Origin of the sequence: Streptomyces sp. NPDC087270, assembly GCF_044744625.1 — a bacterium.
In the GTDB taxonomy this organism is placed as follows: domain Bacteria; phylum Actinomycetota; class Actinomycetes; order Streptomycetales; family Streptomycetaceae; genus Actinacidiphila.
Map to the genome: position 1 here is coordinate 18787 of NZ_JBIUYR010000019.1, position 23892 is coordinate 42678.

Annotated in this window: 29 protein-coding genes and 1 pseudogene; 11 read left to right on the top strand and 19 right to left on the bottom strand. The window is 72.9% G+C overall.

Going from position 1 to position 23892, the window contains the following annotated elements; translation table 11 throughout:
• Nucleotides 1-178: 178 nt before the first annotated feature.
• From ACIPAE_RS31085 to ACIPAE_RS31100, 4 genes are all read right to left on the bottom strand, one after another.
• On the bottom strand, nucleotides 179-700 hold the full coding sequence (locus ACIPAE_RS31085; protein WP_328462566.1) for a histidine phosphatase family protein: 522 nt from the start codon (nucleotides 698-700) through the stop codon (nucleotides 179-181).
• A gap of 260 nt (nucleotides 701-960) precedes the next feature.
• Nucleotides 961-1221, bottom strand: coding sequence for a hypothetical protein (locus tag ACIPAE_RS31090; RefSeq protein ID WP_329370744.1), 261 nt, complete (start codon nucleotides 1219-1221; stop codon nucleotides 961-963).
• Between the two features lie 197 nt (nucleotides 1222-1418).
• The gene (locus ACIPAE_RS31095; protein WP_328462570.1) at nucleotides 1419-1541 is read right to left on the bottom strand and encodes an SGM_5486 family transporter-associated protein; all 123 of its coding nucleotides are present in this window, start codon (nucleotides 1539-1541) and stop codon (nucleotides 1419-1421) included.
• A 43-nt stretch (nucleotides 1542-1584) separates the two neighbouring features.
• On the bottom strand, nucleotides 1585-2943 hold the full coding sequence (locus tag ACIPAE_RS31100; protein ID WP_402449767.1) for a CynX/NimT family MFS transporter: 1359 nt from the start codon (nucleotides 2941-2943) through the stop codon (nucleotides 1585-1587).
• 22 nt (nucleotides 2944-2965) lie between these two features.
• Between ACIPAE_RS31100 and ACIPAE_RS31105 the strand changes: the two genes are divergently transcribed.
• Nucleotides 2966-3649 carry a FadR/GntR family transcriptional regulator gene (locus ACIPAE_RS31105; RefSeq protein WP_329370740.1) on the top strand — a complete coding sequence of 228 codons (684 nt, stop codon included), beginning with the start codon at nucleotides 2966-2968 and terminating at the stop codon, nucleotides 3647-3649.
• Nucleotides 3650-3742: 93 nt separating this feature from the next.
• On the opposite strand, the gene fabI is transcribed toward ACIPAE_RS31105, so the two are convergent.
• The 5 genes from fabI to ACIPAE_RS31130 form a co-directional block, all read right to left on the bottom strand.
• Nucleotides 3743-4531 (bottom strand): enoyl-ACP reductase FabI, encoded by a 789-nt coding sequence (gene fabI, locus ACIPAE_RS31110; protein WP_328462576.1) that lies wholly within the window; start codon nucleotides 4529-4531, stop codon nucleotides 3743-3745.
• A 5-nt stretch (nucleotides 4532-4536) separates the two neighbouring features.
• Nucleotides 4537-5256: a 3-oxoacyl-[acyl-carrier-protein] reductase gene (fabG, locus tag ACIPAE_RS31115; protein WP_328462578.1), complete on the bottom strand. Its 720-nt coding sequence runs from the start codon at nucleotides 5254-5256 to the stop codon at nucleotides 4537-4539.
• 174 nt (nucleotides 5257-5430) lie between these two features.
• A complete protein-coding gene (locus ACIPAE_RS31120) occupies nucleotides 5431-5946 on the bottom strand; it encodes a DivIVA domain-containing protein (RefSeq protein WP_328462580.1) in 516 nt (171 codons plus the stop codon).
• 49 nt (nucleotides 5947-5995) lie between these two features.
• The gene (locus ACIPAE_RS31125; RefSeq protein ID WP_366412474.1) at nucleotides 5996-7102 is read right to left on the bottom strand and encodes a globin domain-containing protein; all 1107 of its coding nucleotides are present in this window, start codon (nucleotides 7100-7102) and stop codon (nucleotides 5996-5998) included.
• A 90-nt stretch (nucleotides 7103-7192) separates the two neighbouring features.
• On the bottom strand, nucleotides 7193-7606 hold the full coding sequence (locus ACIPAE_RS31130) for a globin family protein (protein WP_328462584.1): 414 nt from the start codon (nucleotides 7604-7606) through the stop codon (nucleotides 7193-7195).
• A gap of 479 nt (nucleotides 7607-8085) precedes the next feature.
• Between ACIPAE_RS31130 and ACIPAE_RS31135 the strand changes: the two genes are divergently transcribed.
• From ACIPAE_RS31135 to ACIPAE_RS31145, 3 genes are read left to right on the top strand one after another with little or no spacing between them, the layout of a single operon-like run.
• The gene (locus ACIPAE_RS31135; RefSeq protein WP_329374391.1) at nucleotides 8086-9609 is read left to right on the top strand and encodes a TldD/PmbA family protein; all 1524 of its coding nucleotides are present in this window, start codon (nucleotides 8086-8088) and stop codon (nucleotides 9607-9609) included.
• A complete protein-coding gene (locus ACIPAE_RS31140) occupies nucleotides 9606-11012 on the top strand; it encodes a metallopeptidase TldD-related protein (RefSeq protein ID WP_402449772.1) in 1407 nt (468 codons plus the stop codon). The genes ACIPAE_RS31135 and ACIPAE_RS31140 overlap by 4 nt, the downstream gene beginning before the upstream one ends.
• Before the next feature lie 52 nt (nucleotides 11013-11064).
• Nucleotides 11065-11616 (top strand): RNA 2'-phosphotransferase, encoded by a 552-nt coding sequence (locus ACIPAE_RS31145; protein ID WP_402449774.1) that lies wholly within the window; start codon nucleotides 11065-11067, stop codon nucleotides 11614-11616.
• A 67-nt stretch (nucleotides 11617-11683) separates the two neighbouring features.
• Here ACIPAE_RS31145 and ACIPAE_RS31150 read toward each other — a convergent pair whose 3' ends face one another.
• Complete coding sequence (locus tag ACIPAE_RS31150; protein ID WP_329370731.1) at nucleotides 11684-11965, bottom strand: GlsB/YeaQ/YmgE family stress response membrane protein; 282 nt, start codon at nucleotides 11963-11965, stop codon at nucleotides 11684-11686.
• Nucleotides 11966-12210: 245 nt separating this feature from the next.
• On the opposite strand from ACIPAE_RS31150, the gene ACIPAE_RS31155 reads away from it, so the two are divergent.
• Nucleotides 12211-12585, top strand: a complete 375-nt coding sequence (locus tag ACIPAE_RS31155; protein ID WP_329370729.1) for a DUF3099 domain-containing protein — start codon at nucleotides 12211-12213, stop codon at nucleotides 12583-12585.
• Nucleotides 12586-12798: 213 nt separating this feature from the next.
• The gene (locus tag ACIPAE_RS31160; protein ID WP_328462595.1) at nucleotides 12799-13023 is read left to right on the top strand and encodes a hypothetical protein; all 225 of its coding nucleotides are present in this window, start codon (nucleotides 12799-12801) and stop codon (nucleotides 13021-13023) included.
• Here the strand turns inward: ACIPAE_RS31160 and moaA are convergent.
• Nucleotides 13006-13995 (bottom strand): GTP 3',8-cyclase MoaA, encoded by a 990-nt coding sequence (moaA, locus tag ACIPAE_RS31165; protein WP_329370727.1) that lies wholly within the window; start codon nucleotides 13993-13995, stop codon nucleotides 13006-13008. The two genes, ACIPAE_RS31160 and moaA, sit on opposite strands and share 18 nt — an antisense overlap.
• 108 nt (nucleotides 13996-14103) lie before the next feature.
• Complete coding sequence (locus ACIPAE_RS31170) at nucleotides 14104-15096, bottom strand: sterol desaturase family protein (RefSeq protein ID WP_402449778.1); 993 nt, start codon at nucleotides 15094-15096, stop codon at nucleotides 14104-14106.
• A 119-nt stretch (nucleotides 15097-15215) separates the two neighbouring features.
• On the opposite strand from ACIPAE_RS31170, the gene ACIPAE_RS31175 reads away from it, so the two are divergent.
• The 4 genes and pseudogenes from ACIPAE_RS31175 to ACIPAE_RS31190 all read left to right on the top strand — a co-directional run bounded on the left by ACIPAE_RS31175 (nucleotide 15216) and on the right by ACIPAE_RS31190 (nucleotide 19007).
• A complete protein-coding gene (locus tag ACIPAE_RS31175) occupies nucleotides 15216-16289 on the top strand; it encodes a DEDDh family exonuclease (protein ID WP_402449780.1) in 1074 nt (357 codons plus the stop codon).
• Nucleotides 16290-16395: 106 nt separating this feature from the next.
• Nucleotides 16396-16647 (top strand): hypothetical protein, encoded by a 252-nt coding sequence (locus tag ACIPAE_RS31180; RefSeq protein WP_328462599.1) that lies wholly within the window; start codon nucleotides 16396-16398, stop codon nucleotides 16645-16647.
• Between the two features lie 245 nt (nucleotides 16648-16892).
• Nucleotides 16893-18695, top strand: a pseudogene (locus ACIPAE_RS31185) (glycoside hydrolase family 15 protein); the annotation flags it as partial.
• Between the two features lie 45 nt (nucleotides 18696-18740).
• On the top strand, nucleotides 18741-19007 hold the full coding sequence (locus ACIPAE_RS31190; RefSeq protein WP_329370722.1) for a hypothetical protein: 267 nt from the start codon (nucleotides 18741-18743) through the stop codon (nucleotides 19005-19007).
• Between the two features lie 5 nt (nucleotides 19008-19012).
• Here ACIPAE_RS31190 and amaP read toward each other — a convergent pair whose 3' ends face one another.
• From amaP to ACIPAE_RS31215, 5 genes are all read right to left on the bottom strand, one after another.
• Nucleotides 19013-19609, bottom strand: coding sequence for an alkaline shock response membrane anchor protein AmaP (amaP, locus tag ACIPAE_RS31195; RefSeq protein ID WP_328462603.1), 597 nt, complete (start codon nucleotides 19607-19609; stop codon nucleotides 19013-19015).
• An 11-nt stretch (nucleotides 19610-19620) separates the two neighbouring features.
• Nucleotides 19621-20250, bottom strand: a complete 630-nt coding sequence (locus ACIPAE_RS31200) for a DUF6286 domain-containing protein (protein ID WP_329374389.1) — start codon at nucleotides 20248-20250, stop codon at nucleotides 19621-19623.
• 197 nt (nucleotides 20251-20447) lie between these two features.
• Nucleotides 20448-20819 carry an Asp23/Gls24 family envelope stress response protein gene (locus ACIPAE_RS31205; RefSeq protein WP_329370720.1) on the bottom strand — a complete coding sequence of 124 codons (372 nt, stop codon included), beginning with the start codon at nucleotides 20817-20819 and terminating at the stop codon, nucleotides 20448-20450.
• Nucleotides 20819-21013, bottom strand: a complete 195-nt coding sequence (locus ACIPAE_RS31210) for a hypothetical protein (RefSeq protein ID WP_328462609.1) — start codon at nucleotides 21011-21013, stop codon at nucleotides 20819-20821. Before ACIPAE_RS31210 ends, ACIPAE_RS31205 begins: the two co-directional genes overlap by 1 nt.
• A gap of 72 nt (nucleotides 21014-21085) precedes the next feature.
• Nucleotides 21086-21583, bottom strand: a complete 498-nt coding sequence (locus ACIPAE_RS31215) for an Asp23/Gls24 family envelope stress response protein (protein WP_329370717.1) — start codon at nucleotides 21581-21583, stop codon at nucleotides 21086-21088.
• A gap of 132 nt (nucleotides 21584-21715) precedes the next feature.
• Here ACIPAE_RS31215 and ACIPAE_RS31220 point away from each other — a divergent pair, with 132 nt between their 5' ends.
• The gene (locus ACIPAE_RS31220; RefSeq protein ID WP_402449785.1) at nucleotides 21716-22507 is read left to right on the top strand and encodes a nucleopolyhedrovirus P10 family protein; all 792 of its coding nucleotides are present in this window, start codon (nucleotides 21716-21718) and stop codon (nucleotides 22505-22507) included.
• A gap of 125 nt (nucleotides 22508-22632) precedes the next feature.
• Here ACIPAE_RS31220 and ACIPAE_RS31225 read toward each other — a convergent pair whose 3' ends face one another.
• Together ACIPAE_RS31225 and ACIPAE_RS31230 are read right to left on the bottom strand one after the other, a co-directional pair.
• Nucleotides 22633-23424, bottom strand: coding sequence for an enoyl-CoA hydratase/isomerase family protein (locus ACIPAE_RS31225; RefSeq protein WP_402449787.1), 792 nt, complete (start codon nucleotides 23422-23424; stop codon nucleotides 22633-22635).
• 152 nt (nucleotides 23425-23576) lie between these two features.
• Nucleotides 23577-23798: a helix-turn-helix domain-containing protein gene (locus tag ACIPAE_RS31230; protein ID WP_202232978.1), complete on the bottom strand. Its 222-nt coding sequence runs from the start codon at nucleotides 23796-23798 to the stop codon at nucleotides 23577-23579.
• Nucleotides 23799-23892 lie beyond the last annotated feature (94 nt).

Here is a 23892-nt window from a genome sequence, read left to right on the forward strand (position 1 = left end):
ATAGGCCGGGACGGGCCGGGATAGGCCGGGACGGGCCGGGATAGGCCGGGACGGGACGGGCGCGCGATCCGGCCGCGCGCCGCGCTCCCGCGGGCTCCTCACGGACTCGCCGTTCCGCGGGCTCGCCGTCATCCCCGCGCCCCCGCGCTCCCGCGGGCTCCTCGCGCTGTCGCGCGCGCTATCCCTCGTGCGGCGCCCAGAACCCGGTGAGCCGGGCCACGCCGTGCTCGGCGGACTTCCACGGCCCGGTGAAGGTGAGGACGGCGAAGGCCGCGGTGGGGAAGCCGCCACGGTGCATCCGGGACAGCGCGTCGCTGTCCGCCGAGCCGGCCAGCGCCTCGGCGAGGGCGTGCATGCCCGGGTTGTGGCCGACCAGCAGCAGCGAGCCGACGCTGTCGGGGGTCTCCCCGATCAGGGCCAGCAGGTCGCCGAGGCTCGCGTCGTAGAGCCGCTCCTCGTAGACGGTCTTGGGGCGGTGCGTCATCTCGTGCGCGACGAGTTTCCACGTCTCGCGGGTGCGGGTGGCGGTGGAGCACAGCGCGAGGTCGGGGGTGATGCCGTCGTCGGTGAAGCGGCGGCCGGCCGCGGGCGCGTCCAGCCGGCCGCGGTCGGCCAGCGGGCGCTCGTGGTCCGGCACGGACGGCCAGTCGGCCTTGGCGTGCCTGAGCAGGACGATGGTGCGGGTCGAATCGGCGGTCATGTCCTTCAGCTTTCCAGAATTCCGGCCGGCGGGCGCGGGCTGGCCGGTCTCCCGAGGTCACCGGCCGTCACCGCCGCCCCGGGAAAACGCCCCGCCCCGGCGGTGACGGCCGGTGACCGCCGATAACGGCAGGGGCCGGCCGGACGCGCATCGGGCCGGGTCGGGGCCCGCTCCAGGCCGCGTCCACGCCGCGTCCAGGCCCGATCCAGGCCGCGTCCAGGCCGCGTCCAGGCCCGATCCACGCCAGCCCCGGGCCCGGGTCAGATCAGGTGGTGCACCAGCGCGCTGAAGACCGCGGCGAGCCGTCCGAACAGGTCGCCGTGCGCCGCGGCCGTCGAGGCGTCCGCGGTCCCGCCGCTGAGCAGCGCCAGCAGCACGGCGAACGCCACCACGGGCAGCGCCACCGCCCACCACGGCACCCGGGTCTGCGCGGTGGACGCCCTTCCCGGGCCGCGGTCGGCACGGGGCGCGGCGGCGGACCGGGGCTGCCGCTCGTACAGGTGCGGGGACTGCGTGGTCACGGTGACCGCCTCCGTGCTGGGTCCGTCGAACTGCCGGATCGCTGTTCTTCCAGGTGCAGTTCGACGCTACGGCGGCGGGGCGCGGCGGCCCATCCGGTCGTCCACCCACTTGACCCTGACCCTGGCCCCCTAGGGAAGGTGGGGTTCTCCCCACCCTCCGCCTCAGGGTCGCGGTCGGGGTCCGGGCCGGAGCCGGTCTAACCCATGCGGGCCGCGATGATGGCGACGACCGCGACGATCGCGGGAACGCCCATCATGAGGCCGAAGACGATGAGCAACCGCCGCTGCGGCTGCGGGGGATTCGGTTCGAGTACGGGCATGACGTTCAGTCTGGCACCGCTTCCTGGAGGGCCCGCACCGGGGTCACAGTTCGTCCTCGATATGGCGGTTGCGGCCGGCCAGCACGCCGCACAGCGCCTGGGGCACCACCAGTGCGATCATCAGCGCCATCGGCAGGCCCCAGCCGCCGCTGACCTGGTTGAGCGTGCCGACCAGGATCGGTCCGGGGATGGAGATCAGATAGCCGCTGCTCTGCGCGAACGCCGACAGCCGTACGACCCCGGCGCCGCTGCGCGCACGCATCCCGATCATCGTCAGCACCAGCGGGAAGGCGCAGTTGGCGAAGCCGAGCAGCAGCGCCCACAGCCAGGGTGCCGCGGCGGGCGCGGCCCACAGCCCGGCGAACCCGGCGAGCTGGAACACCGCGAGGGTGACGACGATCGGTCCCTGCGACCCCATCCGGGCGGCGAGCGGGGGCAGCACGAACGACAGCGGCACCCCCAGCACCATGGTGAGGGCCAGCAGCAGGCCCGCCTTGTCCGCGGACAGCCCGGCGTCCCGGAAGACCTGCGGCATCCAGCCCATGGTCACGTAGGCGGCGGTGCTCTGGAGCCCGAAGTAGCAGGCGAGCATCCGGGCGGTACGGCTGCGGCTGATCCGGCCGTGCTCGCCGTGTGCGGGCGCGGGTACGGGGGCGGTCGCTGTGGATGCCGACGGGGATGCGGCCCGGTCCCGTACGGTCCTGGTCCGCGTAGCCGGCCGCTGGCCCGACCGGTCCCGTATCAGCGGCAGCCACGGCACGACGGCCACCGCGGCGAGCCCGGCCCACACGCCCAGGCCCCACCGCCAGCTGCCGCCCAGCGCGTCGGTGAGCGGCACGGTGACGGCCGCGGCCACGGCGGTGCCCAGCGACAGGGCCATCGAGTAGACGCCGGTGACGGTGCCGACCCGGTCGGGGAAGTAGCGCTTGACCATCACCGGCATCAGCACGTTGGAGACCGCGATCCCGGCCAGCGCGAGCGCGCTGGTGACCAGGAAGACCGCGGTGTTGCCGGCCAGCGGGCGCAGCAGCAGGCCGCCGGCGATGGCGGCCATCCCGGCGCAGACCACCGCGCCGGGGCCGAAGCGGCGGGCCAGCCGGGGCGCGGTGAAGCCGAACAGCGCGAAGCACGCGGCGGGCACCGAGGTGAGCAGCCCGGCCATGGTGCCGCTCATGCCGAGGTCGTCGCGGACCTCCTTGAGCAGGGGGCCGAGGCTGGTGACGGCGGGGCGCAGATTGACCGCGGCGAGGATCAGGGCGACGACGACGAGCCGGCGCACCCAGGGGACGGGCAGGGTCGGACGGTCCACGGGGGCGGGTGCGCGGGTGGCGTCGGCCGGGCCCGCGGCGCGCTCCGGTGCGGCCGCGGCGGGGTCGAGGGTCAGGGATTCGTCATCGTGCATGAGCCCATCATAGAATGATGGGATGAATCTCGGACCCGTGTCTCGTCCAGCGCCCCTCGCCGACCAGGTCATCGCGCGGCTGCGCGCGGAGATCGCCGCAGGGAGCTGGCCGGTCGGCTCGCGTATCCCCACCGAGTCCGAGCTGGTCGCGCTCCTCGGCGTCGCCCGCAACACCGTCCGCGAGGCGGTCCGCGCCCTGGCGCACAACGGCCTGCTGGACATCCGCCAGGGCTCGGGCACCTACGTCGTCGCGACCAGCGAACTCGCCGGGGTGATGCACCGCCGCTTCGCCGACGCCGATCCGCTGCACGTCGCCGAGCTGCGCAGCTCCCTGGAGGCCAGCGCGGCCCGGCTGGCCGCCGAGCGCCGTGACGACAAGGACCTGCGCAAGCTCGACACGCTGCTGGAACGGCGCGAGCGGGCCTGGGACTCCGGCAGCACCGAGGACTTCGTCCAGGCCGACGCCACCTGGCACCTCGCGGTGACGGCCGCCTCGCACAACGACGTGATCACCGCGCTGTACGCGGACCTCGGCGAGGTGCTGCGCGACTTCCTGCGCGCCGACGTCGGCACCGAGCTGCGCCCGGAGGACCACGTCGACCACGCCCGGCTGCTGGCCGCCATCCGCGCGCGCGACGCCGACGGCGCCGCCGCCGAGGCCCGCGACCACGCGTTCTCCTGCCGGTTCCTCACGTACCGGTCATGAGCACGGCCTCCTTGCCCGCGCGGGCAAGGAGGCCGGGTGCACCAGCTGGGTACGCGAGGGGCCGGGCGCGGGGCGTGCCGCCGGCCGGTCGGATCAACCGACCGCGTGCAGACCGCCGTCCACGTGGATGATCTCGCCGGTCGTCTTGGGGAACCAGTCCGACAGCAGCGCCACGATGCCGCGGCCGGCCGGCTCCGGGTCGGTCAGGTCCCACGCCAGCGGGGAGCGCGTGTCCCAGGTGGCGGCCAGGTCGCCGAAGCCGGGGATCGACTTGGCGGCCATGGAGGCGAGCGGGCCGGCCGACACCAGGTTGCAGCGCACGTTCTGCTCGCCGAGGTAGCGGGCGAGGTAGCGGGAGGTCGACTCGAGCGCGGCCTTGGCCGGGCCCATCCAGTCGTACTGGCCCCAGGCGAACTGCGCGTCGAAGGTCAGCCCGACCACCGAGCCGCCGCTCACCGCGTCCGGGCCGTCGGCCTCGGTCATCAGCGGCAGCAGCGCCATGGTGAGGGACTTCAGGGAGAACGCCGAGACGTGCATCGCGGTGGACACCGACTCGAAGGGCGTGTCGAGGAAGTTGCCGCCGAGCGCGTCCTGCGGGGCGAAGCCGATGGAGTGCACGACCCCGTCGAGCCCGCCCAGCTCCTTGCGCACGACCTCTTCCAGGCCCGCCAGGTGCTCGGCGTTGGTCACGTCCAGCTCGATGACCTTCGTCGGCTTCGGCAGCTTCTTGGCGATCCGGGCGGTCAGGGTGGGCCGGGGGAACGCGGTGAGGATGATCTCGGCGCCCTGCTCCTGAGCCAGCTTGGCGGCGTGGAAGGCGATGGACGACTCCATCAGCACGCCGGTGATCAGGATGCGCTTGCCTTCGAGGATTCCGCTCATGGTGATCAGTGACCCATGCCCAATCCGCCGTCAACCGGGATGACGGCTCCAGTGATGTACGAGGCGTCGTCCGAGGCGAGGAAGCGCACGGTGGCGGCGATCTCCTCGGGCCGGCCGTACCGGCCGAGCGGCACCTGGGCGACGATCCCGGACCGCTGCTCGTCGGAGAGCGCCCGGGTCATGTCGGTGTCGACGAAGCCGGGGGCGACGACGTTGAACGTGAGGTTGCGCGAGCCCAGTTCACGCGCGAGCGAGCGGGCGAAGCCCACCAGGCCGGCCTTGGACGCGGCGTAGTTGGCCTGTCCACCGCTGCCGAGCAGACCCACCACGGACGAGATCAGCACGACCCGGCCCTTCTTGGCCCGCAGCATGCCGCGGTTGGCGCGCTTGACCACGCGGAAGGTGCCGGTGAGGTTGGTGTCGAGGACCGTGGTGAAGTCCTCCTCGGACATCCGCATCAGGAGCTGGTCACGGGTGATGCCCGCGTTGGCGACCAGCACCTCCACGGTGCCGTGCTTCTCCTCGATCTCCTTGTACGCCTGCTCCACCTGCTCACTGTCGGTGATGTCGCAGCGCACCGCGAGCACGCCCGACTCGACCAGTTCCGCAGGCGGTTCACCCGAGCGGTACGTGATGGCGACCTTGTCGCCCGCGTCGACGAAGACCCGGGCGATGGCGAGGCCGATGCCCCGGTTTCCTCCGGTGACGAGAACCGAGCGGCTCAACGGATCACTCTTTTCCTGCGTCGATGGGTCGTGGCTGTCTGCCTGAAAACTATCGGTACCGGTCGCGTTCCGGGGAATCGCCCCGTACAGGCTGCTCACGAGGTCCCTGTGGGGTTCCTACAGTGCCCGGCGTGCCTGGGGCCTGCGGATACGTCCCATCGACGCGGGAGGCGGTCAGGTGCCGTGCGGGCCGGTGCCGGCCGGCAGGTCGGTGGACGTGTGCTTCGTGGCGTACTGGTCCACGGTGACGGTCAGCGACTGCGCGATCTGCCGCAGGTAGGAGATGAGCCGTTCGGTCTCCTCCTGGTCGGCGCCGCTCGACTTGCCGTCCTGCTCCCGGATCTGCTGCAGGATCGCCTCGGCCTGCACCCGGGCGGCGCGCACCATGGTGCGCGCCTGATCGCGGGCCGCGACGACGGTCTGCTCGGCCGACTGCTGGGCGCGGGCCTGCTGCAGGACCGCGTCCACGGTCGGCACACCGGTGAGGTTGGTGCCGTCGCTGATGTTGTTCGCCCGTATCCAGTCCCGGTGGCGCTGCATGTCCGTCCGCAGCCGGTCGTTCTCCTGCGCCAGCGCGGTCAGTTCCGCCGCGCAGCGGCGCAGCGCGTCGTGCACCGCCTCCTCGTGGTAGCCGCGACGGGTCAGGGGGGCGCGGGGGAACGTCATCGAGCGCAGCGTCTCGGGCGTCACCCGGCGCTCCTCCGGGTGGTGTGCTCGTGTCTCGTTCACATGTCTCCGATCACCGAGCGTCTTCGTAGTGCAGCAGGTCGTGGGGGATGCCGCCGGCCGCCAGATCGCGCACCGTCGCGGAGACCATCGCCGGCGAGCCGCAGACGTACACCGAGCGTCCGCGGCAGGCCCCCGAGCGCAGGACGGGACCGGCCAGACTGCGGTTCTCGAAGCTGCCGAAGTCCGCGCCGACCAGCGGGGTGACGCGCAACCACGGATGGGCTTCGGCCAGTTGCCGCAGCGCGGGCATGTCGTACAGGCCGTTCGCGTCGCGCGCCCCGAAGAACAGGTCCACCCGGCGCGGCGGGCCGTACCAGGCGATCTCCTCGATCAGGGCGCGCATCGGGGCCAGTCCGGTACCGCCGGCGACCAGCACCAGGTCTCGGCCCTGCGACCGCCGCAGCCCGAGCCGGTCGCCGATCGGGGCCCCGAGGCGCAGCACGTCGCCCTGCCGCAGCGAGTGGACCACGGCCGGACTGACCAGTCCGCCGTCGATGGAGCGCACGTGCAACTCGATGCTGCCGTCGGCGCGCACCGCGTTGGCCGGGGTGAAGGACCGCCAGGTGCTCGGCAGCATCGGGGTCTCCACCATCACGGACTGACCGGCGGCGTACGCCATCGGCTGGTCCAACCGCAGGGTGACGACCGCGATGTCGAAGGCGCGTTGCTCGTGCCGCACCACCTCGGCGTTCCACCACGGCGGGTTCACCGCGCTGTCGGCATCGGCGGCCTGGAACATGGTGCGGGCCACCAGCCCGTAGGCGTCGGTCCAGCCGCGCCGCAGCTCCGGGGTCCACGCCTCGCCCAGGAAGTAGCCGAGGGTGGCCAGCAGCGCCTGTCCCACCGCGTCGTAGTGCTCGGCCACCACCTGGAACTTGCGGTGGTCGCGGCCCAGTTGCTGTAGGTACGGGACGAGGCGGTCCGGGTCGTCCACGTCGGCGACGATCCTGCCCAGGGCCGCGACCAACCGGTCGCGCTGCTGGCCCATGGACACCGGGAACATCGGCCGGACCTGCGGCGCGATGAGGAACAGGTAGGAGTAGAAGTACCGCGGTACCTCGTCCCCGGACTTGCCGACCAGGGCGAAGGAGTCCCGCAACGCCTGGGTATCGCTCACGACCACCCACCGGCATCCGACATCAGGGGTGACCTCCGTGCAGTTGGGGGCCGTTCGGCGGCTCGCCGCGGCGAGCCGCTGACGGCTCGGTCAGCGGGCGGCCGCATCGCCGGCCGCGACCATGGTGTCGCTGATCACGCCGTAGACACCGGTCCAGGACTCCTCGACGGCGGGCGTCCACGCGTCGCCCGCGTAGTGCTGCAAGGTGGCTATCAGGCTGGCGCCCACGGCCGGGTAGTGCTCGGCCAGCGCGCCGTAACCCACGTGCCGCCGCCCCAGGTTCTGCAACATGCCGGTCAGCGTCTCGGGGTTCTCGATGTTCGCCACCAGGGCGCCCAGGGCGGCCCACAGGCGATCGCGCTGCTCGTCGATGTGCGGCGCGAACAGCGGGCGCACCTCGGGGTGATTGGCGAACAAGTGCTCGTAGAAATATGCAGTCACCTGCGAGCCGTTCGGCTCGACAACCTTGAAACTGCTACGGATCAGCGAAGGGTCTACGGTCATGGCGGCCGACTCTAGCCAGAGGCAAGGGAATCGAACAAGTTGTGCCGGTGAGAAGAAGAAGCGGGCACCGCATTACCATCACCGGCCGATCGGAAATCACGTCGTACGGGAAAACCAGCCATGTCGGCACATCGGAGGAACCGGCCCGAGGAGCAAGCCGAACCGACGGGTCGGCCCCGGCTCACCCGCGAAAGCGGCCGGACGGCGCTCTCCGCAATTCCGCATTCCGGACGGCATCCCCGGGCGGTGTACATCCGGCGGTCCGTCGGAATTCACCGGATGGACCGCGCTCGCGGACACCGCCCTGGATTCGGCCGAGCCGCCGGGCGGCAGGCGCGGGCGCGGCGGTCCGTCCGAACGCGGCGTCCCGGCCGCCGGGAGGGCCGGTCGGCGAGTTATCCACAGGCGGGCGAAAACGTCCGCCCCGGGACGGCGCGGACATGGTTCACTGCGAAGACGCGAAGGAAGGGAAGATCGTCGTGCCGCATGAGGTGGATGAGTCGTTCATGGCGTTGCCGTTGCGCGCGCTTGCCGACGCCGCGCTGGCCAGGGCGCGGGCGTTGGGAGTCGAGCACGCGGACTTCCGGTTGGAGCGGGTGCGCAGTGCGGCGTGGCGGTTGCGGGACGCCCGCCTGGCCGGCGCCTCCGACTCCACGGATCTGGGGTACGCGGTGCGGGTGGTGCACGGCGGGGCGTGGGGCTTCGCCGCCGGCGTGGACCTGACGATGGACGGCGCGGCGAAGGTCGCCTCGCAGGCCGTCGCGATGGCGAAGCTGTCGGCGAAGGTGATCGCCGCCGCCGGCGCGCAGGACCCGGTGGAACTGGCCGCCGAGCCGGTGCACCCGGACCGCACCTGGGTCTCGTCCTACGACGTCAATCCGTTCGACGTGCCCGACGCGGAGAAGACCGCCCTGCTCGCCGAGTGGAGCTCGCGGCTGCTGGCCGCGGAGGGCGTCTCCCATGTGGACGCCTCGCTGCTGACCGTGCAGGAGAACAAGTTCTACGCCGACACCGCCGGCACCAGCACCACCCAGCAGCGGGTCCGGCTGCACCCGTCGCTGACCGCCGTGTCGGTCGACCCGGACAGCGGCGACTTCGACTCGATGCGCACCCTCGCCCCGCCGGTCGGCCGCGGCTGGGAGTACCTGACCGGTGACACCTGGGACTGGGACGGCGAACTGGCCGCTATCCCGGGCCTGCTCGCCGAGAAGATGCGCGCCCCCTCGGTGGAGGCCGGCCGGTACGACCTGGTGGTCGACCCGTCGAACCTCTGGCTGACCATCCACGAGTCGGTCGGCCACGCCACCGAGCTGGACCGCGCGCTGGGATACGAAGCGGCGTACGCGGGCACCTCGTTCGCGACCTTCGACCAGCTCGGCACCTTGAAGTACGGCTCCGCGCACATGAACGTGACCGGGGACCGCACCGCCGAACACGGCCTGTCCACCATCGGGTTCGACGACGAAGGCGTGGCCGCCCACTCCTGGGACCTGGTGCGCGACGGCGTCCTGGTCGGCTACCAGCTCGACCGGCGGATCGCGAAGCTCACCGGCTTCGAGCGGTCCAACGGCTGCGCGTACGCCGACTCCCCCGGCCACGTCCCGGTGCAGCGCATGGCCAACGTGTCGCTGCAACCCGCGCCAAACGGCCCCTCCACCGAAGAGCTGATCGGCTCGGTCGACCACGGGATCTACGTGGTCGGCGACCGCTCCTGGTCCATCGACATGCAGCGCTACAACTTCCAGTTCACCGGCCAGCGGTTCTTCCGGATCGAGCACGGCAAGCTCGCCGGCCAGCTCAAGGACGTCGCCTACCAGGCCACCACCACCGACTTCTGGGGCTCCATGGCCGCGGTCGGCGGCCCGCAGACCTACGTGCTCGGCGGCGCGTTCAACTGCGGGAAGGCCCAGCCGGGCCAGGTCGCGGCGGTCAGCCACGGCTGCCCGTCGGCCCTCTTCCAGGACGTCAGCATTCTCAACACCACGCAGGAGGCCGGCCGATGACCAGCAGCGCCAGCAGCGCGGCGACCAAGCCGCACGAGATCGTCGAGCGGGCCCTGGAGCTGTCCCGGGCCGACGGCTGCGTGGTGATCGCGGAGGAGGAGTCCAGCGCCAATCTCCGCTGGGCGGCCAACTCCCTGACCACGAACGGCGTGACCCGCGGCCGTACCCTCACCGTGATCGCCACCGTCGACGGCGCCCAGGGCACCGCCTCCGGCATGGTGTCGCGGTCCGCGGTGACCGCCGACGAGTTGGAGCCGCTGGTGCGGGCCGCGGAGGCGGCGGCCAGGGAGGCCGGGCCCGCGGAGGACGCCCAGCCGCTGGTGGCCGGCCGCGCCCCTTCGGCCGACTTCACCGCGCCACCCGCCGAGACCTCCTCCGACGTGTTCGCGGCCTTCGCGCCCGCGCTGGGCGAGGCGTTCGGCACCGCCCGGGCCGGCGGGCGGGAGCTCTACGGCTTCGCGCACCACTACGTGACCTCCACCTACCTGGGCACCTCCACCGGGCTGCGGCTCCGCCACGACCAGCCGTCCGGCACCCTTGAGGTGAACGCGAAGTCGCCCGACCGCACCCGCTCCGCGTGGGCGGGCCGTTCCACCCGCGACTTCACCGACGTCGATCCGCTGGCGCTGGACAGCGAGTTGGCGCAGCGGCTGGTCTGGGCGGAGCGCAAGGTGGAGCTGCCCGCCGGGCGCTACGAGACGCTGCTGCCGCCCACCGCGGTCGCGGACCTGCTGATCTACCAGCTGTGGTCGTCCGGGGCCCGCGACGCGGCCGAGGGCCGCACGGTCTTCTCCAGCACCGGCGGCGGCACCCGGATCGGCGAGAAGATCGCCGCGCTGCCGCTGACGCTGCGCAGCGACCCGGCCGAACCCGGCCTGGAGGCAGCGCCGTTCGTCATCGCGCACGCGTCGGACGACGACTCGTCGGTCTTCGACAACGGACTGCCGCTCGGCCCGGTGGACTGGGTGCGCGAGGGCACCCTCAACCAGCTGGTCACCACCCGGCACAGCGCCGAGCTGACCGGGGCGCCGCTCGCACCCGCGGTGGACAACATGGTGCTGGACGGCGGCGGCACCCGGTCGCTGGCGGAGATGGTCGCCGACACCGAGCGCGGCCTGCTGCTGACCTGCCTGTGGTACATCCGCGAGGTGGACCCGGCGACGCTGCTGCTGACCGGCCTGACCCGCGACGGCGTGTACCTGGTGGAGGGCGGCGAGGTGACCGGAGCGGTGAACAACTTCCGGTTCAACGAGTCGCCGGTCGACCTGATGGGCCGGGCCACGGAGGCGGGCCGCACCGAGCGCACCCTGCCCCGCGAGTGGGGCGACTACTTCACCCGCGCCGCCACCCCGGCGCTGCGGATTCCCGATTTCAACATGAGTTCGGTCAGCCAAGGGGTCTGACCGGCACGGGCCGGCCGGGGCGGACCCGGCCGGCCCCGGCCGAGGGGGGCACATGCTCGACGAGAAGCAGGCGGTCAAGGTCTCGAAGTTCCTGTCGCTGGTCCTGCGGCACAACCCGCAGGCCGCCGGCATCACCCTCGACGAGGCGGGCTGGGTGGGAGTCGACGAGCTGCTCGCCGGGTGCGCCGCCAGGGGCCGCCGGATCTCGCGCGCCGACCTGGACCACGTGGTCGCGACGAACAACAAGCGCACGTTCGCCTACTCCGCGGACGGCCGCCGGATACGGGCCAGCCAGGGCCACTCGGTGCCGGTGGAGCTGGGCCTGGCCGCCGCCGATCCCCCGGCGGTGCTCTACCACGGCACCGCGGCGGCCACGCTGCCGCTCATCTGGCGGGACGGGCTGCGGCCGATGTCCCGGCAGGACGTGCACCTGTCGGCGGACACCGAGACGGCCGCGCGGGTGGGTTCGCGGCACGGCCGTCCGGTGGTGCTGGCGGTGGACGCGGCGGGACTGGCCGCGGAGGGCGGCGAGTTCCGGCTCAGCGCGAACGGAGTGTGGCTCACCGACCGGGTACCGCCGCAGTGGCTGCGGCAGTTGCCGTAAAGCGCCGCCGTCCACCGCCGTGGCTACGGCAGTTGCCGTAGGGCGCCGCCGTCCGGGCCGCCCCGCGTCACACCGACGTGGTGCGCTTGCGCCGCCTGTGCGCGGCCCACAGCGCGTCGCCGAGCGCCACCAGCACGATCGCGCCGATCAGTTGGAGGACGTGCCGGGTCCAGTCGATGCCCTTGGTGTCGCGGACGCCGAGCCACCGGGACACGCCGTTGCCGAGCGCGCTGCCGCCCATACCGCAGATCACAGTGAGCCACAGAGGCAGGCTCTGCTTGCCCGGGATGATCGCTTTCGCGATCAGACCGAGCACCAGGCCGACGATGATCGCCCACAACCAACCCATGCCGCTCGCCTCCTCCGGCCGGACGGCGAATGCCCGGCAGCCGTTCCGCAAGTGTCCGTCCGGGTGGTCTACGCCGCATGTCGGGCGGCCGCCTACCGACCGGGACGCAGACCCGGCACCGCACACCCGCACCCGCCCCGCCCTGCTGCGCGGCGGCCCGGCGGCGTACCTTGGACCTACCGGGCAGCAGGTGTCGTGACCCGTGATCGGCACAACCCGGTGTATGGAGCAGGCGGTGGAGCGGGATGGGGAAGCAGGGCGGGTCGGAGATCTTCCAGATCACCGGTGCACGGACCGGGCTCACCGACGACGTACGCGGGCGCCAGCGGCGGTACATCATCTCGATGTCGATCCGCACCGTCTCGGTGATCCTCACGGTGGTGCTGTGGAACATCGAGCGACCGCTCGCCTGGGCGACGCTCATCGTGGGTGTGCTGCTGCCGTACGTGGCCGTGGTGTTCGCCAACGGCGGGCGGGAGAACGCCCCGAACCTGCCGACCTCCTCCTATGTCCCGCCGCTGGCCCGGCCGGCCCTGGAGCCGTCGAGGGTCGAGGCGGCCGCCGAGCGGGTCCCGGAACGGGTGGAGGAGCCGGTCGGCGAACACCCGGAAGCGGGCTGACCCGGCCACCGCGTCCATGACTGGTCCAGACCTATGACGGTCGGCCGGGGAAGCTCAAGAAAAGCTCAGATCAATCATCGGGTTCCCCCTCCACGCGCGGCAGACCGCGTGACATACTGCGGTACGCGCTCCGTATCCCCCGTCGGAGCGATGGACCGACGCCGGGCGGCTCCCCCCGTGGCTGCCCGGCGTCGCCATGTTTACATGGGTGCCATGAGCGACGAGAGGCCGACCTGCTCGGCGAAGGGCTGCCGGACGGCCGCCGTGTGGGTCCTGGCCTGGAACAACCCCAAGCTGCACACGCCGGAGCGGCGCAAGACCTGGCTGGCCTGCGAGGAGCACCGCGAGCAGCTCTCCCAGTTCCTCGGGGTGCGCGGCTTCCTGAAGGACGTGGTGACGCTGACGCAGTGGGAGGCCCGGTCAGCCGCCGATGGCTGACATCGGCCGGTCCGGCTGGAGGAAGGCCGGATCGTCCAGGCCCGAGCCCGCCTTCTTGCCCCACATCGCCGCCTTCCACAACGCGGCGACCTCACCGTCGGCCGCGCCCGAGCGCAGCGCGCCGCGCAGGTCGGACTCCTCGCGGGCGAACAGGCAGTTGCGCACCTGACCGTCGGCGGTCAGCCGGGTCCGGTCGCAGGCGCGGCAGAACGGCCGGGTGACGGAGCCGATCACCCCGACCCGGGCCGGGCCGCCGTCCACCAGCCAGCGCTCGGCCGGCGCGTGGCCGCGGACCGACTCGCCCTCGGCGGTGAGCGCGAAGCGGGTCCGGAGCGCGGCCAGGATCGCGTCGGCGGTGACCATGTCGGAGCGCTGCCAGCCGTGCTGGGCGTCGAGCGGCATCTGCTCGATGAACCGCAGTTCGTAGCCCTCGGCGAGCGCCCAGCCCAGCAGGTCGGGCGCCTCGTCGTCGTTGACCCCGCGCATCAGCACGGTGTTGACCTTGACCGGTGTGAGGCCGGCGGCCCGGGCTGCGGCGAGGCCGGCGAGCACGTCGTGGTGCCGGTCGCGGCGGGTCAGGGTGCGGAAGACGTCCGGGCGCAGGGTGTCGAGCGACACGTTGACCCGGTCCAGGCCGGCGGCGCGCAGGGCGGCGGCGGTACGGCCGAGCCCGATCCCGTTGGTGGTCAGCGAGAGCCGGGGGCGTGGCCGCAGGGCGGCGCAGCGCTCCACGATGCCGACCAGGCCGGGGCGCAGCAGCGGTTCGCCGCCGGTGAAGCGCACGTCGGTGACGCCGAGTTCGGTGACGGCGACGCGGATCAGCCGGACGATCTCGTCATCGGTGAGCAGGTCGGGCTTGGCCAGCCACTGCATGCCCTCCTCGGGCATGCAGTACGTGCAGCGCAGGTTGCAGCGGTCGGTGAGCGAGACCCGGAGGTCCGTGGCCACCCGACCGTAGGTGTCGACGAGCACGGCTCCTCCTCTCCCGCCGGGGCGCCCGCGTGGCGCCCGCTGCCGTTTCCCCACCCCCACACTAGATCGCGCCGGGGGCGATACGGCGGCTCGCGGGTGTGGAAGCTGTTACCGCGGCAGCGTACGCGACTCCACGCCCTTTGCAACAGTTTGTTGAAGGAGCTGGTTCGGCGCCCCTCCCCCGACGCCCCCGCCTTCTCCGACGCCCCCGCCTTCTCCGACGCCCCCGCCTGACCCGGCGCCCCCGCCCGACCCGGCGCCCGCCTGCGCGTCCGCCGGCTGCCAGCCCGGGCCGAGGCACAGGTGCCGCAGCCGGTCGCGCCAGGTCCGGGCCGCCGCGAGATCGCGGGCGATGGCCGCGTACTCGTGCGTGGCGACCCGCAGCGGGTTGTACGTGGCGATGTTCTTGGTCAGCCCGTAGACCGGCCGCTCCGTCTCCGCGGTGAAGGAGCCGAACAGGCGGTCCCAGACGATGAGGATGCCGCCGAAGTTGCGGTCGAGGTAGCCGCCCTGCGAGGCGTGGTGCACCCGGTGGTGCGAGGGGGTGTTGAGCACGAACTCGGCCGCGCGCGGCAGCTTGTCGACCCGTTCGGTGTGAATCCAGAACTGGTAGACGAGGTTGACCGACGTGCAGAACGCGAGCACCGCCGGGTGCACGCCGAGCGCGACCATCGGCAGGTAGAACGGCCAGGAGGTGAGGCTGGTCCAGGGCTGGCGCAGCGCCGTGGAGAGGTTGAAGTTCCGGCTGGAGTGGTGCACGACGTGGCAGGCCCACAGCACGCGGATCACGTGGTGCCCGCGGTGCGACCAGTAGTAGCAGAAGTCCTGGGCCAGCAGCGCCAGGAGCAGGGTCCACCAGTGCAGCGGCACCCGCAGCGGGGTCAGCGCGTAGAGCGCGGAGTAGACCGCCACGATCGGGATCTTCCACATCGCGTCGGTGAACAGGCTGCCCGCGCCCATGGACAGGCTGGTGACGGTGTCCTTCCCGGTGTACCCGGCGGCGTCCTCGTCGGGGTGGAACCGGTAGCTCGCCAACTCCACGACGGTGAGCAGCACGAAGGCCGGCACCGACCACAGCACGACGTTCGGCAGATCTGGCATGAACGCACCATAGGTGCTGTTACCCGGGGTACGCCAGACGTTGTTACCCACTGGTAGAGCCGGCTTGCGCGGAGGCGGGTGGGAAACGCTGTCGGCGACGGCCCTTATCCTCAATGACCATGCTGGACAACCGGACCGAGCCGCCTCCTGCCCCCCGCGGGCCGACGCAGATGCCGATGCCGAGCCCGTCACCGACGCCGACGCCGTGGCCCTCCGGTTATCCCGGTGGATACGCCGTGGTCGACGTGGAGACCACCGGACTCAGCAGGGACGACCGGATAGTGTCCGCCGCCGTCTACCGGCTGGACGCGTACGGCGAGGTGCAGGACCACTGGTACTCGCCGGTGAACCCGCAGCGCGACCCCGGCCCGGTGTGGATTCACGGCCTCACCGGCGCGATGCTCGCGAAGGCGCCGCTCTTCCCCGAGATCGCCGACGACCTCGCCGAACGGCTGGCCGGACGCGTGCTCGTCGCGCACAACGCGGTCTTCGACTGGTCCATGCTGGCAAGGGAGTTCGCCCGCGCGCAGGCCACCGCCCCGGTCGAGCACCGGCTGTGCACGATCGTGCTGGCCAAGGAGCTGCGACTGCCGCTGGCCAACCACAAGCTGGAGACGCTCGCCGCGCACTACGGCGTGCAGCAGCGCCGGGCGCACCACGCGCTGGACGACGCCCGGGTGCTCGCCGAGGCGTTCCGGCCGAGCCTGCACCTGGCGGCGGCCGCCGAGTTGCCGCTTCCGCTGCACGCCTGCCGCCCCCTGACCGAGTGGAAGGACACCGCGGCCGCCGCCCACCCCGGCCAGGACGGACCGGTGCCGGCCCCGCGCTACGGCCGCATCCACGGCTCCGGTTACGGCAACGCCGGCTGGCGCCCGGCCCGCAAGCGGCCGGCCTGCCCGTATCCGAACCCCGGGCGGCTGGCGCCGGACGGGCCGCTGGTGCAGGGCATGCGGGTGGCGTTCTCCGGCGACACCGGCATCGACCGCGAACTGCTGGAGGACCGGGCCACCGACGCCGGCCTGCACGTCGCCTCCTCGGTGAGCCGCCTCACCAGCCTGCTGGTCACCAACGACCCCGACTCCCCCACCACCAAGGCGATCAAGGCACGGCAGGTGGGCACCCCGATCATCGACGAGGAGCGCTTCGCCGAGCTGCTCAAGGCGGTCAGGCCCGCCGAGGGTGTACACGGCTGACACCTGGGTGCCGTACACCGCCGTACGGGTGAAAGCGGCACCGTGGCACGCCGCCGTGCCGCGAGCTGTGTTGCCCACCGGCGGGCCGTTCCGCACCCTGTGCTCCATGGCCCGTTGCGAGGTTTGCGGAAACGACTACGAGTTGAGCTTCGAGGTGCACGCCCAGGGGGTGGTGCACGTCTTCGACAGCTTCGAGTGCGCGATCCACCGGATGGCACCGATCTGCGAGCACTGCCGCGTGCAGATCGTCGGCCACGGGGTGGCGGTCGACGGCCGCTTCTACTGCTGCGCGCACTGCGCCAAGGCGGAGGGCGCGGCCGGCATCGTCGACCGGGTCGGAACGGCGGCGCCCGCCTAGGCTCCGCACCCGCCCAGGCCCCGCAGCCGCCCAGGCCCCGCACCCACCGAGGCGCCCTCCTCGCCCCTGCGCGCGCCGGCGCGGTCGTCCCCGCGCCGTCGCCCACCCTCGTCCCGCCGGCCGCCGGCCGCGCCGGGGTCGCCGCCGCCCGCCGTCCCACCCGGCCACCGGCCCCCCGCCGCCGAGTTGTACGGTCAAGGGGCGACTGCACCAGGTGACGGCCGACGACGGCCAGAAGAAGGCGGCGAGGCGGACACGTGGCAGCACCCATCGAGGACTACGCGATCATCGGGGACCTCCAGACCGCCGCACTCGTCGGCCGGGACGGCTCGATCGACTGGCTGTGCCTGCCCCGCTTCGACTCGGCGGCCTGCTTCGCCGCGCTGCTCGGCGACCGCGACAACGGCCGCTGGCGGATAGCCCCGGTCAACTCCTCGCACTGCGCCACCCGTTCCTACCGCGGCGACACCCTGGTCCTCGACACGGTGTGGGAGACCCCGAACGGCACCGTGAAGGTCACCGACTTCATGCCGCAGCGCGACAAGGCGCCCGACGTGATCCGCGTCGTGGAGGGCATATCCGGCGAGGTCGCCATGCACGCCGAACTGGTGTTGCGCTTCGACTACGGCAACGTGGTGCCCTGGATGCGCCGCATCGACGGCCACCGCGTGGCCACCGCCGGCCCCGACTCCGTATGGCTGCGCAGCACTCCCAACGTGCCGATGTACGGCAAGGACATGCGCACCTACGCCGACTTCACCGTCTCCGCGGGCGAGCGGGTCGGCTTCGTGCTCACCTGGAACGCCTCGCACGCCCGGCACCTGCGCAAGGTCGACCCGTTCGCGGCCCTCGACAACTGCCTCAAGGACTGGGAGTCCTGGTCCTCGCAGTGCCGCTACGAAGGCCCCTGGCGCGACGCCGTCCTGCGCTCCCTGATCACCCTCAAGGCGCTCACCTACGCCCCCAGCGGCGGCATAGCGGCCGCCGCGACCACCTCGCTGCCCGAGGAGATCGGCGGCGTCCGCAACTGGGACTACCGCTACTGCTGGCTGCGCGACGCGGCCCTGACCCTCAACGCGCTCATCGCCGGCGGCTACCTGGACGAGGCGCACGCCTGGCGGGACTGGCTGCTGCGCGCGGTCGCCGGCGACCCCGCCGACCTCCAGATCATGTACGGCATCGCGGGCGAGCGCCGGCTGCCGGAGTACGAAGTGCCCTGGCTGGCCGGCTACCAGGGCTCGGCCCCGGTCCGGATCGGCAACGCCGCCGCCGGACAGCTCCAACTCGACGTCTACGGCGAGGTGATGGACTCCCTCTTCCTCGCCGGCGAGCGCGGCCTGGCCGCCGAGTCGCACGCCTGGAACCTCCAGCGCTCCCTGATGGACTTCCTGGAGTCCAAGTGGCGCGAGCCCGACGAGGGCCTGTGGGAGGTACGCGGCCCGCGCCGGCACTTCGTGCACTCCAAGGTGATGGCCTGGGTCGCCGCCGACCGCGCGGTGCGCACCATGGAGGCCCAGCCCAAACTGCGCGGCAACGTGGACAGCTGGCGGGCCATGCGCGCCCAGGTGCACGCCGAGGTGTGCGCGAAGGGCTACGACGCCGACCGCAACACCTTCACCCAGTCCTACGGCTCGCGGGAACTGGACGCGGCCACCCTGCTGATCCCGCAGGTCGGCTTCCTGCCGCCGGACGACCCCCGGGTGGTCGGCACGGTGGAGGCGGTCCGCGCCGAGCTGGACCTCGGCGGCTTCGTCCGCCGCTACAGCCCGGAGGCCGCCGGGGTGGACGGCCTGCCCGGCACCGAGGGCGCCTTCCTGGCCTGCTCGTTCTGGATGGTGGACGCCCTGCACACCACCGGGCGGCCGCAGGAGGCGAAGGACCTGTTCGAGAAGCTGCTCTCGCTGCGCAACGACGTCGGGCTGCTCGCCGAGGAGTGGGACCCGGTCGCGGGGCGGCAGTTGGGCAACTTCCCGCAGGCGTTCAGCCACATCGGCCTGGTCAACAGCGCGCTGGCGCTGACCGGCCGGCGGGCGGACACCACCGCCTGACCGAAGGGGCGCCGGAGCGGCATCCCAGGGGTAGGCTCGGCCGCCGTGACGGGGATATGGGTGGGACTGTGGTGGGCCGCCGACCTGGGCGTGATGACGTGGCTGATGGTTCGCTGGGCCGTCCGCGGGCAGCGGGCCCGGCGGAGGTTCATGGTCGAGTACCCGGAGAAGTACGCCGCCATGAACCGCAAGGAGCAGTCGTGGGCCGGCCCCGAGTCCTCCCGCTACATGCTCTGGATGGCGCTGGCGTTCACGGCCGCGGTGGTGCTGGTCGGGCCGATCGGCAACATGGCGATCGTCGGACGGCTGTGAGCGCGTCAGCTCACCCGGCGGGCCCGGTGGCGCACCGCGCGCAGCCGGGCCTCGGCGGGCAGCTCTTCCAGCCCGGCTGAGGTGCGGGCCCGCTCCAGCACCGAGGAGTCCAGCCCCGCCACGACCTCCTTCGGGTTGGCGTGCGGCTCCAGTCCGAGCACCAGCCGCGCCGAGGGGTTGCCGCGCTTGCCCACCAGCCGGGCGCCGGACCACGCCACCCCGTCGTACGCCTCCGCCTCCGAGCGCAGCACGTCCTCCACCGCCCGGCCGCGCAGCAGCGCGCCCTGGCCGTCGCCGCTGTCCACCCGGACCTGCCGCACCCGCCGCCTGCGCGCCTGCGCGAACAGCCACCACAGGCCGATCAGCAGCAGGACCGCGAGCACCGCGATCACCACCGGCCACCACCAGCCGTCCGAGCGGTAACGGGTCCGGTCGTGCGTGCTGAGCAGCACGTCCTTCGGCCCGCTCCACGGCCACCAGTGCGGCATCGTGAAGTTCCAGTGCTTCTCCAGGTTCAGGCCGCCGACCAGGACCGACAGGCCGACCACCAGCAGCAGCAGACCGAGCAGGCCGAGCATGACCCGGTTGAGTGTGGTGCGCATGCGCCCTCTCCTCACGCCTTCTTGTCGGCCCGCTGGACGTGCACGCGCATCCCGAGCGCCTTGGCGAGCCCGAGCTGCCCGGCCGCCGTGTCCAGAGCGGCGGTCAGATCGCGCCGTACGTCGTCCAGTTCGCGGAAGTGCGAGGTGGCGCGCGCCTTGACCTTGCGGCGGCTCACCTTCACCCGTGACCAGCGCACTCCGGCGACCTCCATCGCCCGGTCGCGCAGCACCAGTTCGGCCGCGTGCCGGTCGAGCCCCGCGCGCACGCCCTGCGAGCCGCGGCGCGCCATCGGCAGCACCCCGCGCTCGCCCGGGGTGGCCGCGAGCAGCAGCAGCCACAGGCCGACCACGGCGGCCACCGCGGCGCCGACGATGATCCACACGTTGTCCAGGTGACGGGTGGCCAGTTCGCGCGCCAGCGTCTTGCGCCAGGCCATCGCCTTGCGGTCGGTGCGCACCGCGGCGATGTCGTAGAGGAACAGGCCGGTCAGCGCGGTGCAGAGGGCGGCGGTGATGGCCGCGGGGACACGGCGGCCGGACCAGAAGCGCTTGGCGCGCACCGCGCCGGGTTCACCGGCCGCCGGGGCGTACTGGATCGCGCCGGTGTCCGGCTCGGGCTCGCGCGTGTCGAGGGTGGGCAGCTTGACGGTCGGCTCGGGTTCGTCGGACCGGCCGAAGCCGCTGTCCGGGCCGGGCCGGTACGACGGGCCGGAGCCGCTGTCCGGGCCGGGGCCGTAGGACGGGCCGCCGCCCTCGCCGCCGGGGCCGCGACCGCCGTCCGCTCCGCCGGCGTCGCCGTGCCGGTCCGCGGGCCGGTCGGGGCCGGAGCCGTAGTCGCTCACCTCACCCTCCCTTCGTCCTTGCGGCGGCCGGCGGCCGAGTGCAGGCGTTCGACCTCGACCGCCACCTCGGGTACCGCCATGCCGGTCAGCTCCTCGACCCTGCCGGTCACATGGCGCCGCACGTTGCCGCAGACCGCGCCGATGTCGGTGGGATAGCCGAGTTCGAGGGCCAGCCGCAGCCGGGCGGTCTCCTTGCGCACCGACACGGTGGCGTGCGGCCGCGCGATGTCGGGCACCAGGTCGCCGCCGGGTGCGCCGACGAGCGCCTCACCAGCCGCCTGCGCGGCGATCTTCGCGATCACCCGGTCCGCGATCCGCAGCGCGCCGCGCTCCGCGGCCGGCATCCGGGCGGGTACGGCTCCCGCCATCAGCGCCGCCGGTCACGGTCGCGGTCACGTGTCCTGAAGAACTCGCCCGGTTCGATGTCACCGTCCAGGAACTTGCCCGCCACGAATCCGACCACTCCGAGCGCCGCCACCAGCAGGAATGCCCCGAACCCGCCGAACCATCCGGCGAATCCGAGCGCCATTCCCACGGCCAGGCCGATCACCGCCATACTCATTCCGCGCTCTCCGTCCCCTCAGCCATGACCGCCTCCGCCTGTGCTGGAACCGGGTCCGTCCCTGCGGGCCCGCTACTGGACCCGCTGCTCGCGATCGTCGTCATCGTCCTCGTCGGGCAACTTCACGTCGCCGACGGCGACATTGACCTCGACGACCTCGAGGCCGGTCATCCGCTCGACCGCCGCGATCACGTTCTCCCGTACGGCGCGGGCGACTTCGACGATCGACACGCCGTATTCGACCACGATGTCGAGGTCGAGCGCGGTCTGCACCTCGCCGACCTCGGCCTTGACCCCGCGCGACACCGAACGGCCGCCGCCGGGCACCCGGTCGCGTACCGCGCCGAACGTGCGGGACAGGCCGGTGCCCATCGCGTGCACGCCCAGGACGTCGCGAGCGGCGAGGCCGGCGATCTTCTCGACCACGCCGTCGGCGATCGTGGTACGCCCTCGGGTGGCGGGGTCTCCAAGCGCCTTGCGGCCGCCCGAACTTCCCTTGTCCAGTGTCCTGCCCTCGGACAGCGAGGAGCCGTTCGGCTCCGGGGTGCCTTGCTGTGCGGTGTCGGTCATCGCGAGTCGTCCCTCCGTCTGGGCTGCTCCGTGCTCCACACTATGTGCGCATGCCCCCTTACGCGTGGGGGATGCGGCGAGTGGGTTGTCGCCGACCCCCCATCCGAGTGGTCGGCCCGCGGGAGGCGAGGCGTGGTGTCCATGGACCGGCTGGCTCGAACGGTACGGGAGCAGGTCGCGCTGGGTCGGCTGCTGCCGCTCGGCGGGCCCGAGGACGCGGCGTGGATCACCGAGCGGACGGCCGTGGCGGCTCTGCGGACGGTCTGCGCGGCGCTGCCAGGAGTACGGCTCGGCCGGGTGGACGTCCTGCCGGCCGCGGACGGCGACGGCGGCCCCGACCAGCCGGACCTGCCCGCGGCCGCCCCGCTCGGCGCGCTGCCGCACCGACCGCTGCGGATCAAGGCCGGGTTCGAGGCCGTGGTGGGCGAGCCGCTGCCGGTCATGGCCGAGCGGCTGCGGACCGCGCTGTTCGCCGCCGCGGGCGAGGACGGGTTGGGGTTGCCGGTGCGGGTCGTGGACCTCGCGGTCACCGGGCTGATCGACGATCCCGAGGAGCCGTCCGCCGCGGTCGGGTCCGGCCGCGGCCGGACGGAGTTGGAGGGTGACAGCGCGGACGACGAGGAGAGCGGGCAGAGCGGCGTCCAGGGCACCGCGCAAGCGGCGCGGGCCGCGGAGGCCGCGGTGCGGGCGGTGCCGGGGGTTGCCCGCCTGACGCGGCGGCTGACCGGGCGGGGCGGGGTGCGTGTCCGCGACACCGAGGCGCCGGCCGGGCCGGCCCGGCACGTTCAGCTCCAGATCGCCACGGCGCGGTCCTTCCGGCCGCTCGCCGTCGCCCGCGAAGCCGCCACCGCGGCCACCACCGCCACCACCCCGGGCGCCCCCGGCCCGGTCTCCACAGCCGTCATCATCACCGACATCACGTAAACGGTGCCCTTGGTGGTGTGCGGCTCCTTTCGCGGAACGCACCCACCCAGGGGCGCGAGGAACGGCGCGAGCGACCCCTCACCGGCAGGTGGTCCCTCGGCCGACAGGACGGGGCACCCGGGGGTTCAGTCACCCGCCCCCGCGAGGTCGCGGAGGCGGCGCCCTTGAGCCGCGCGCTCGGCCGCGCGCTGGGCGGCCTCCGGCTCGCTCAGCGCGGAGCGCAACAGCGCCTTGGTCTCGATCACCGCGTCCCGCGGCGCCGCCAACACCGCCGCGACCAGATCCGCCACCGTCCCGTCCAGCTCCGCCGCGGGCACCACCACGTTCGCGAGCCCACACCGCGCGGCCTCCTCGGCGCGCACGAACCGCCCGGTCAGACAGATCTCGATGGCCCGCCCGTACCCGACCAGCTGGACCAGCGGCTTGGTGCCGGTGAGGTCGGGCACCAGCCCGAGCGAGGTCTCCCGCATGGCGAACTGCACGTCATCCGCGCAGACCCGCATGTCGCAGGCGAGGGCGAGCTGGAAACCGGCGCCGATCGCATGGCCCTGAACAGCGGCGACCGTGACGAGATCGGCGCGCCGCCACCAGGTGAACGCCTCCTGGAACCCCGCGACGGCCTCGTCGAGCTGCTGCTCGGTGCCGCGCGCGAGGTCGAGGAAGGACGGCTCGCCGTCGAAGCCCTCCAGGGTGAACGCGCGCCGGTCGAGTCCGGCGGAGAAGGACACGCCCTCGCCACGCAGTACCGCGACCCGTACGCTCCCCGGCAGCAGCCGGCCCGCCTCGGCCAGGGCCCGCCAGAGGGCGGGCGTCTGGGCGTTGCGCTTGGCCGGGTTGCAGAGGGTGATGTGTGCGACGGCGCCGTCCAGGGTGAGCCGGACTCCGTCGCGTTCGAGCAGGACGTGGGCATCGGGCATCGGGCACCTCCGAGCGGACCGCTGACATGATTACCGAAGGGTAACCACTCGGTCGGCTCGCCGGACGGACGGGTGCCCGTTCATGCCCCGGGGCGATGGGGGACGCTGCTCGCGTCCGCTCCGCCCCCGCCCGCGGGAATTCCCCGCGGGGATCAGGCCGCGGTGGCCTTCTTGCCCCGCGTGGCGCCGCCGCGACCGCGCAGGGCCACGCCCGACTCGCTCAGCATCCGGTGCACGAACCCGTAGGAACGGCCGGTCTCCTCGGCCAGGGCTCGAATACTCGCACCGGAGTCGTACTTCTTCTTCAGGTCTGCCGCGAGCTTCTCGCGCGCGGCGCCGGTCACCCGGCTGCCCTTCTTCAGAGTCTCGGCCACCCGTGCCTCCTCCAGGGAAGTGCGCTATGGACTCTCATGATCACCCCTAACCACGTTCCTGGCCACCCATTCGACAAGGTCCATCCCCGTACAT

Bases quoted from the DNA above. Each gene is read 5' to 3' on its own strand.
- ACIPAE_RS31170 (WP_402449778.1), bottom strand. From the start codon at position 15,096: ATGCCAGATCTGCCGAACGTCGTGCTGTGGTCGGTGCCGGCCTTCGTG.
- amaP (WP_328462603.1), bottom strand. From the start codon at position 19,609: ATGCGCACCACACTCAACCGGGTCATGCTCGGCCTGCTCGGTCTGCTG.
- ACIPAE_RS31210 (WP_328462609.1), bottom strand. From the start codon at position 21,013: ATGAGTATGGCGGTGATCGGCCTGGCCGTGGGAATGGCGCTCGGATTC.
- ACIPAE_RS31205 (WP_329370720.1), bottom strand. From the start codon at position 20,819: ATGGCGGGAGCCGTACCCGCCCGGATGCCGGCCGCGGAGCGCGGCGCG.
- ACIPAE_RS31155 (WP_329370729.1), top strand. From the start codon at position 12,211: ATGGGGAAGCAGGGCGGGTCGGAGATCTTCCAGATCACCGGTGCACGG.
- ACIPAE_RS31175 (WP_402449780.1), top strand. From the start codon at position 15,216: ATGCTGGACAACCGGACCGAGCCGCCTCCTGCCCCCCGCGGGCCGACG.
- ACIPAE_RS31225 (WP_402449787.1), bottom strand. From the start codon at position 23,424: ATGCCCGATGCCCACGTCCTGCTCGAACGCGACGGAGTCCGGCTCACC.
- ACIPAE_RS31140 (WP_402449772.1), top strand. From the start codon at position 9,606: ATGACCAGCAGCGCCAGCAGCGCGGCGACCAAGCCGCACGAGATCGTC.
- ACIPAE_RS31085 (WP_328462566.1), bottom strand. From the start codon at position 700: ATGACCGCCGATTCGACCCGCACCATCGTCCTGCTCAGGCACGCCAAG.
- ACIPAE_RS31150 (WP_329370731.1), bottom strand. From the start codon at position 11,965: ATGGGTTGGTTGTGGGCGATCATCGTCGGCCTGGTGCTCGGTCTGATC.
- ACIPAE_RS31160 (WP_328462595.1), top strand. From the start codon at position 12,799: ATGAGCGACGAGAGGCCGACCTGCTCGGCGAAGGGCTGCCGGACGGCC.
- fabI (WP_328462576.1), bottom strand. From the start codon at position 4,531: ATGAGCGGAATCCTCGAAGGCAAGCGCATCCTGATCACCGGCGTGCTG.
- ACIPAE_RS31215 (WP_329370717.1), bottom strand. From the start codon at position 21,583: ATGACCGACACCGCACAGCAAGGCACCCCGGAGCCGAACGGCTCCTCG.
- ACIPAE_RS31180 (WP_328462599.1), top strand. From the start codon at position 16,396: ATGGCCCGTTGCGAGGTTTGCGGAAACGACTACGAGTTGAGCTTCGAG.
- ACIPAE_RS31095 (WP_328462570.1), bottom strand. From the start codon at position 1,541: ATGCCCGTACTCGAACCGAATCCCCCGCAGCCGCAGCGGCGGTTGCTC.
- ACIPAE_RS31105 (WP_329370740.1), top strand. From the start codon at position 2,966: ATGAATCTCGGACCCGTGTCTCGTCCAGCGCCCCTCGCCGACCAGGTC.
- ACIPAE_RS31145 (WP_402449774.1), top strand. From the start codon at position 11,065: ATGCTCGACGAGAAGCAGGCGGTCAAGGTCTCGAAGTTCCTGTCGCTG.
- ACIPAE_RS31100 (WP_402449767.1), bottom strand. From the start codon at position 2,943: ATGCACGATGACGAATCCCTGACCCTCGACCCCGCCGCGGCCGCACCG.
- ACIPAE_RS31130 (WP_328462584.1), bottom strand. From the start codon at position 7,606: ATGACCGTAGACCCTTCGCTGATCCGTAGCAGTTTCAAGGTTGTCGAG.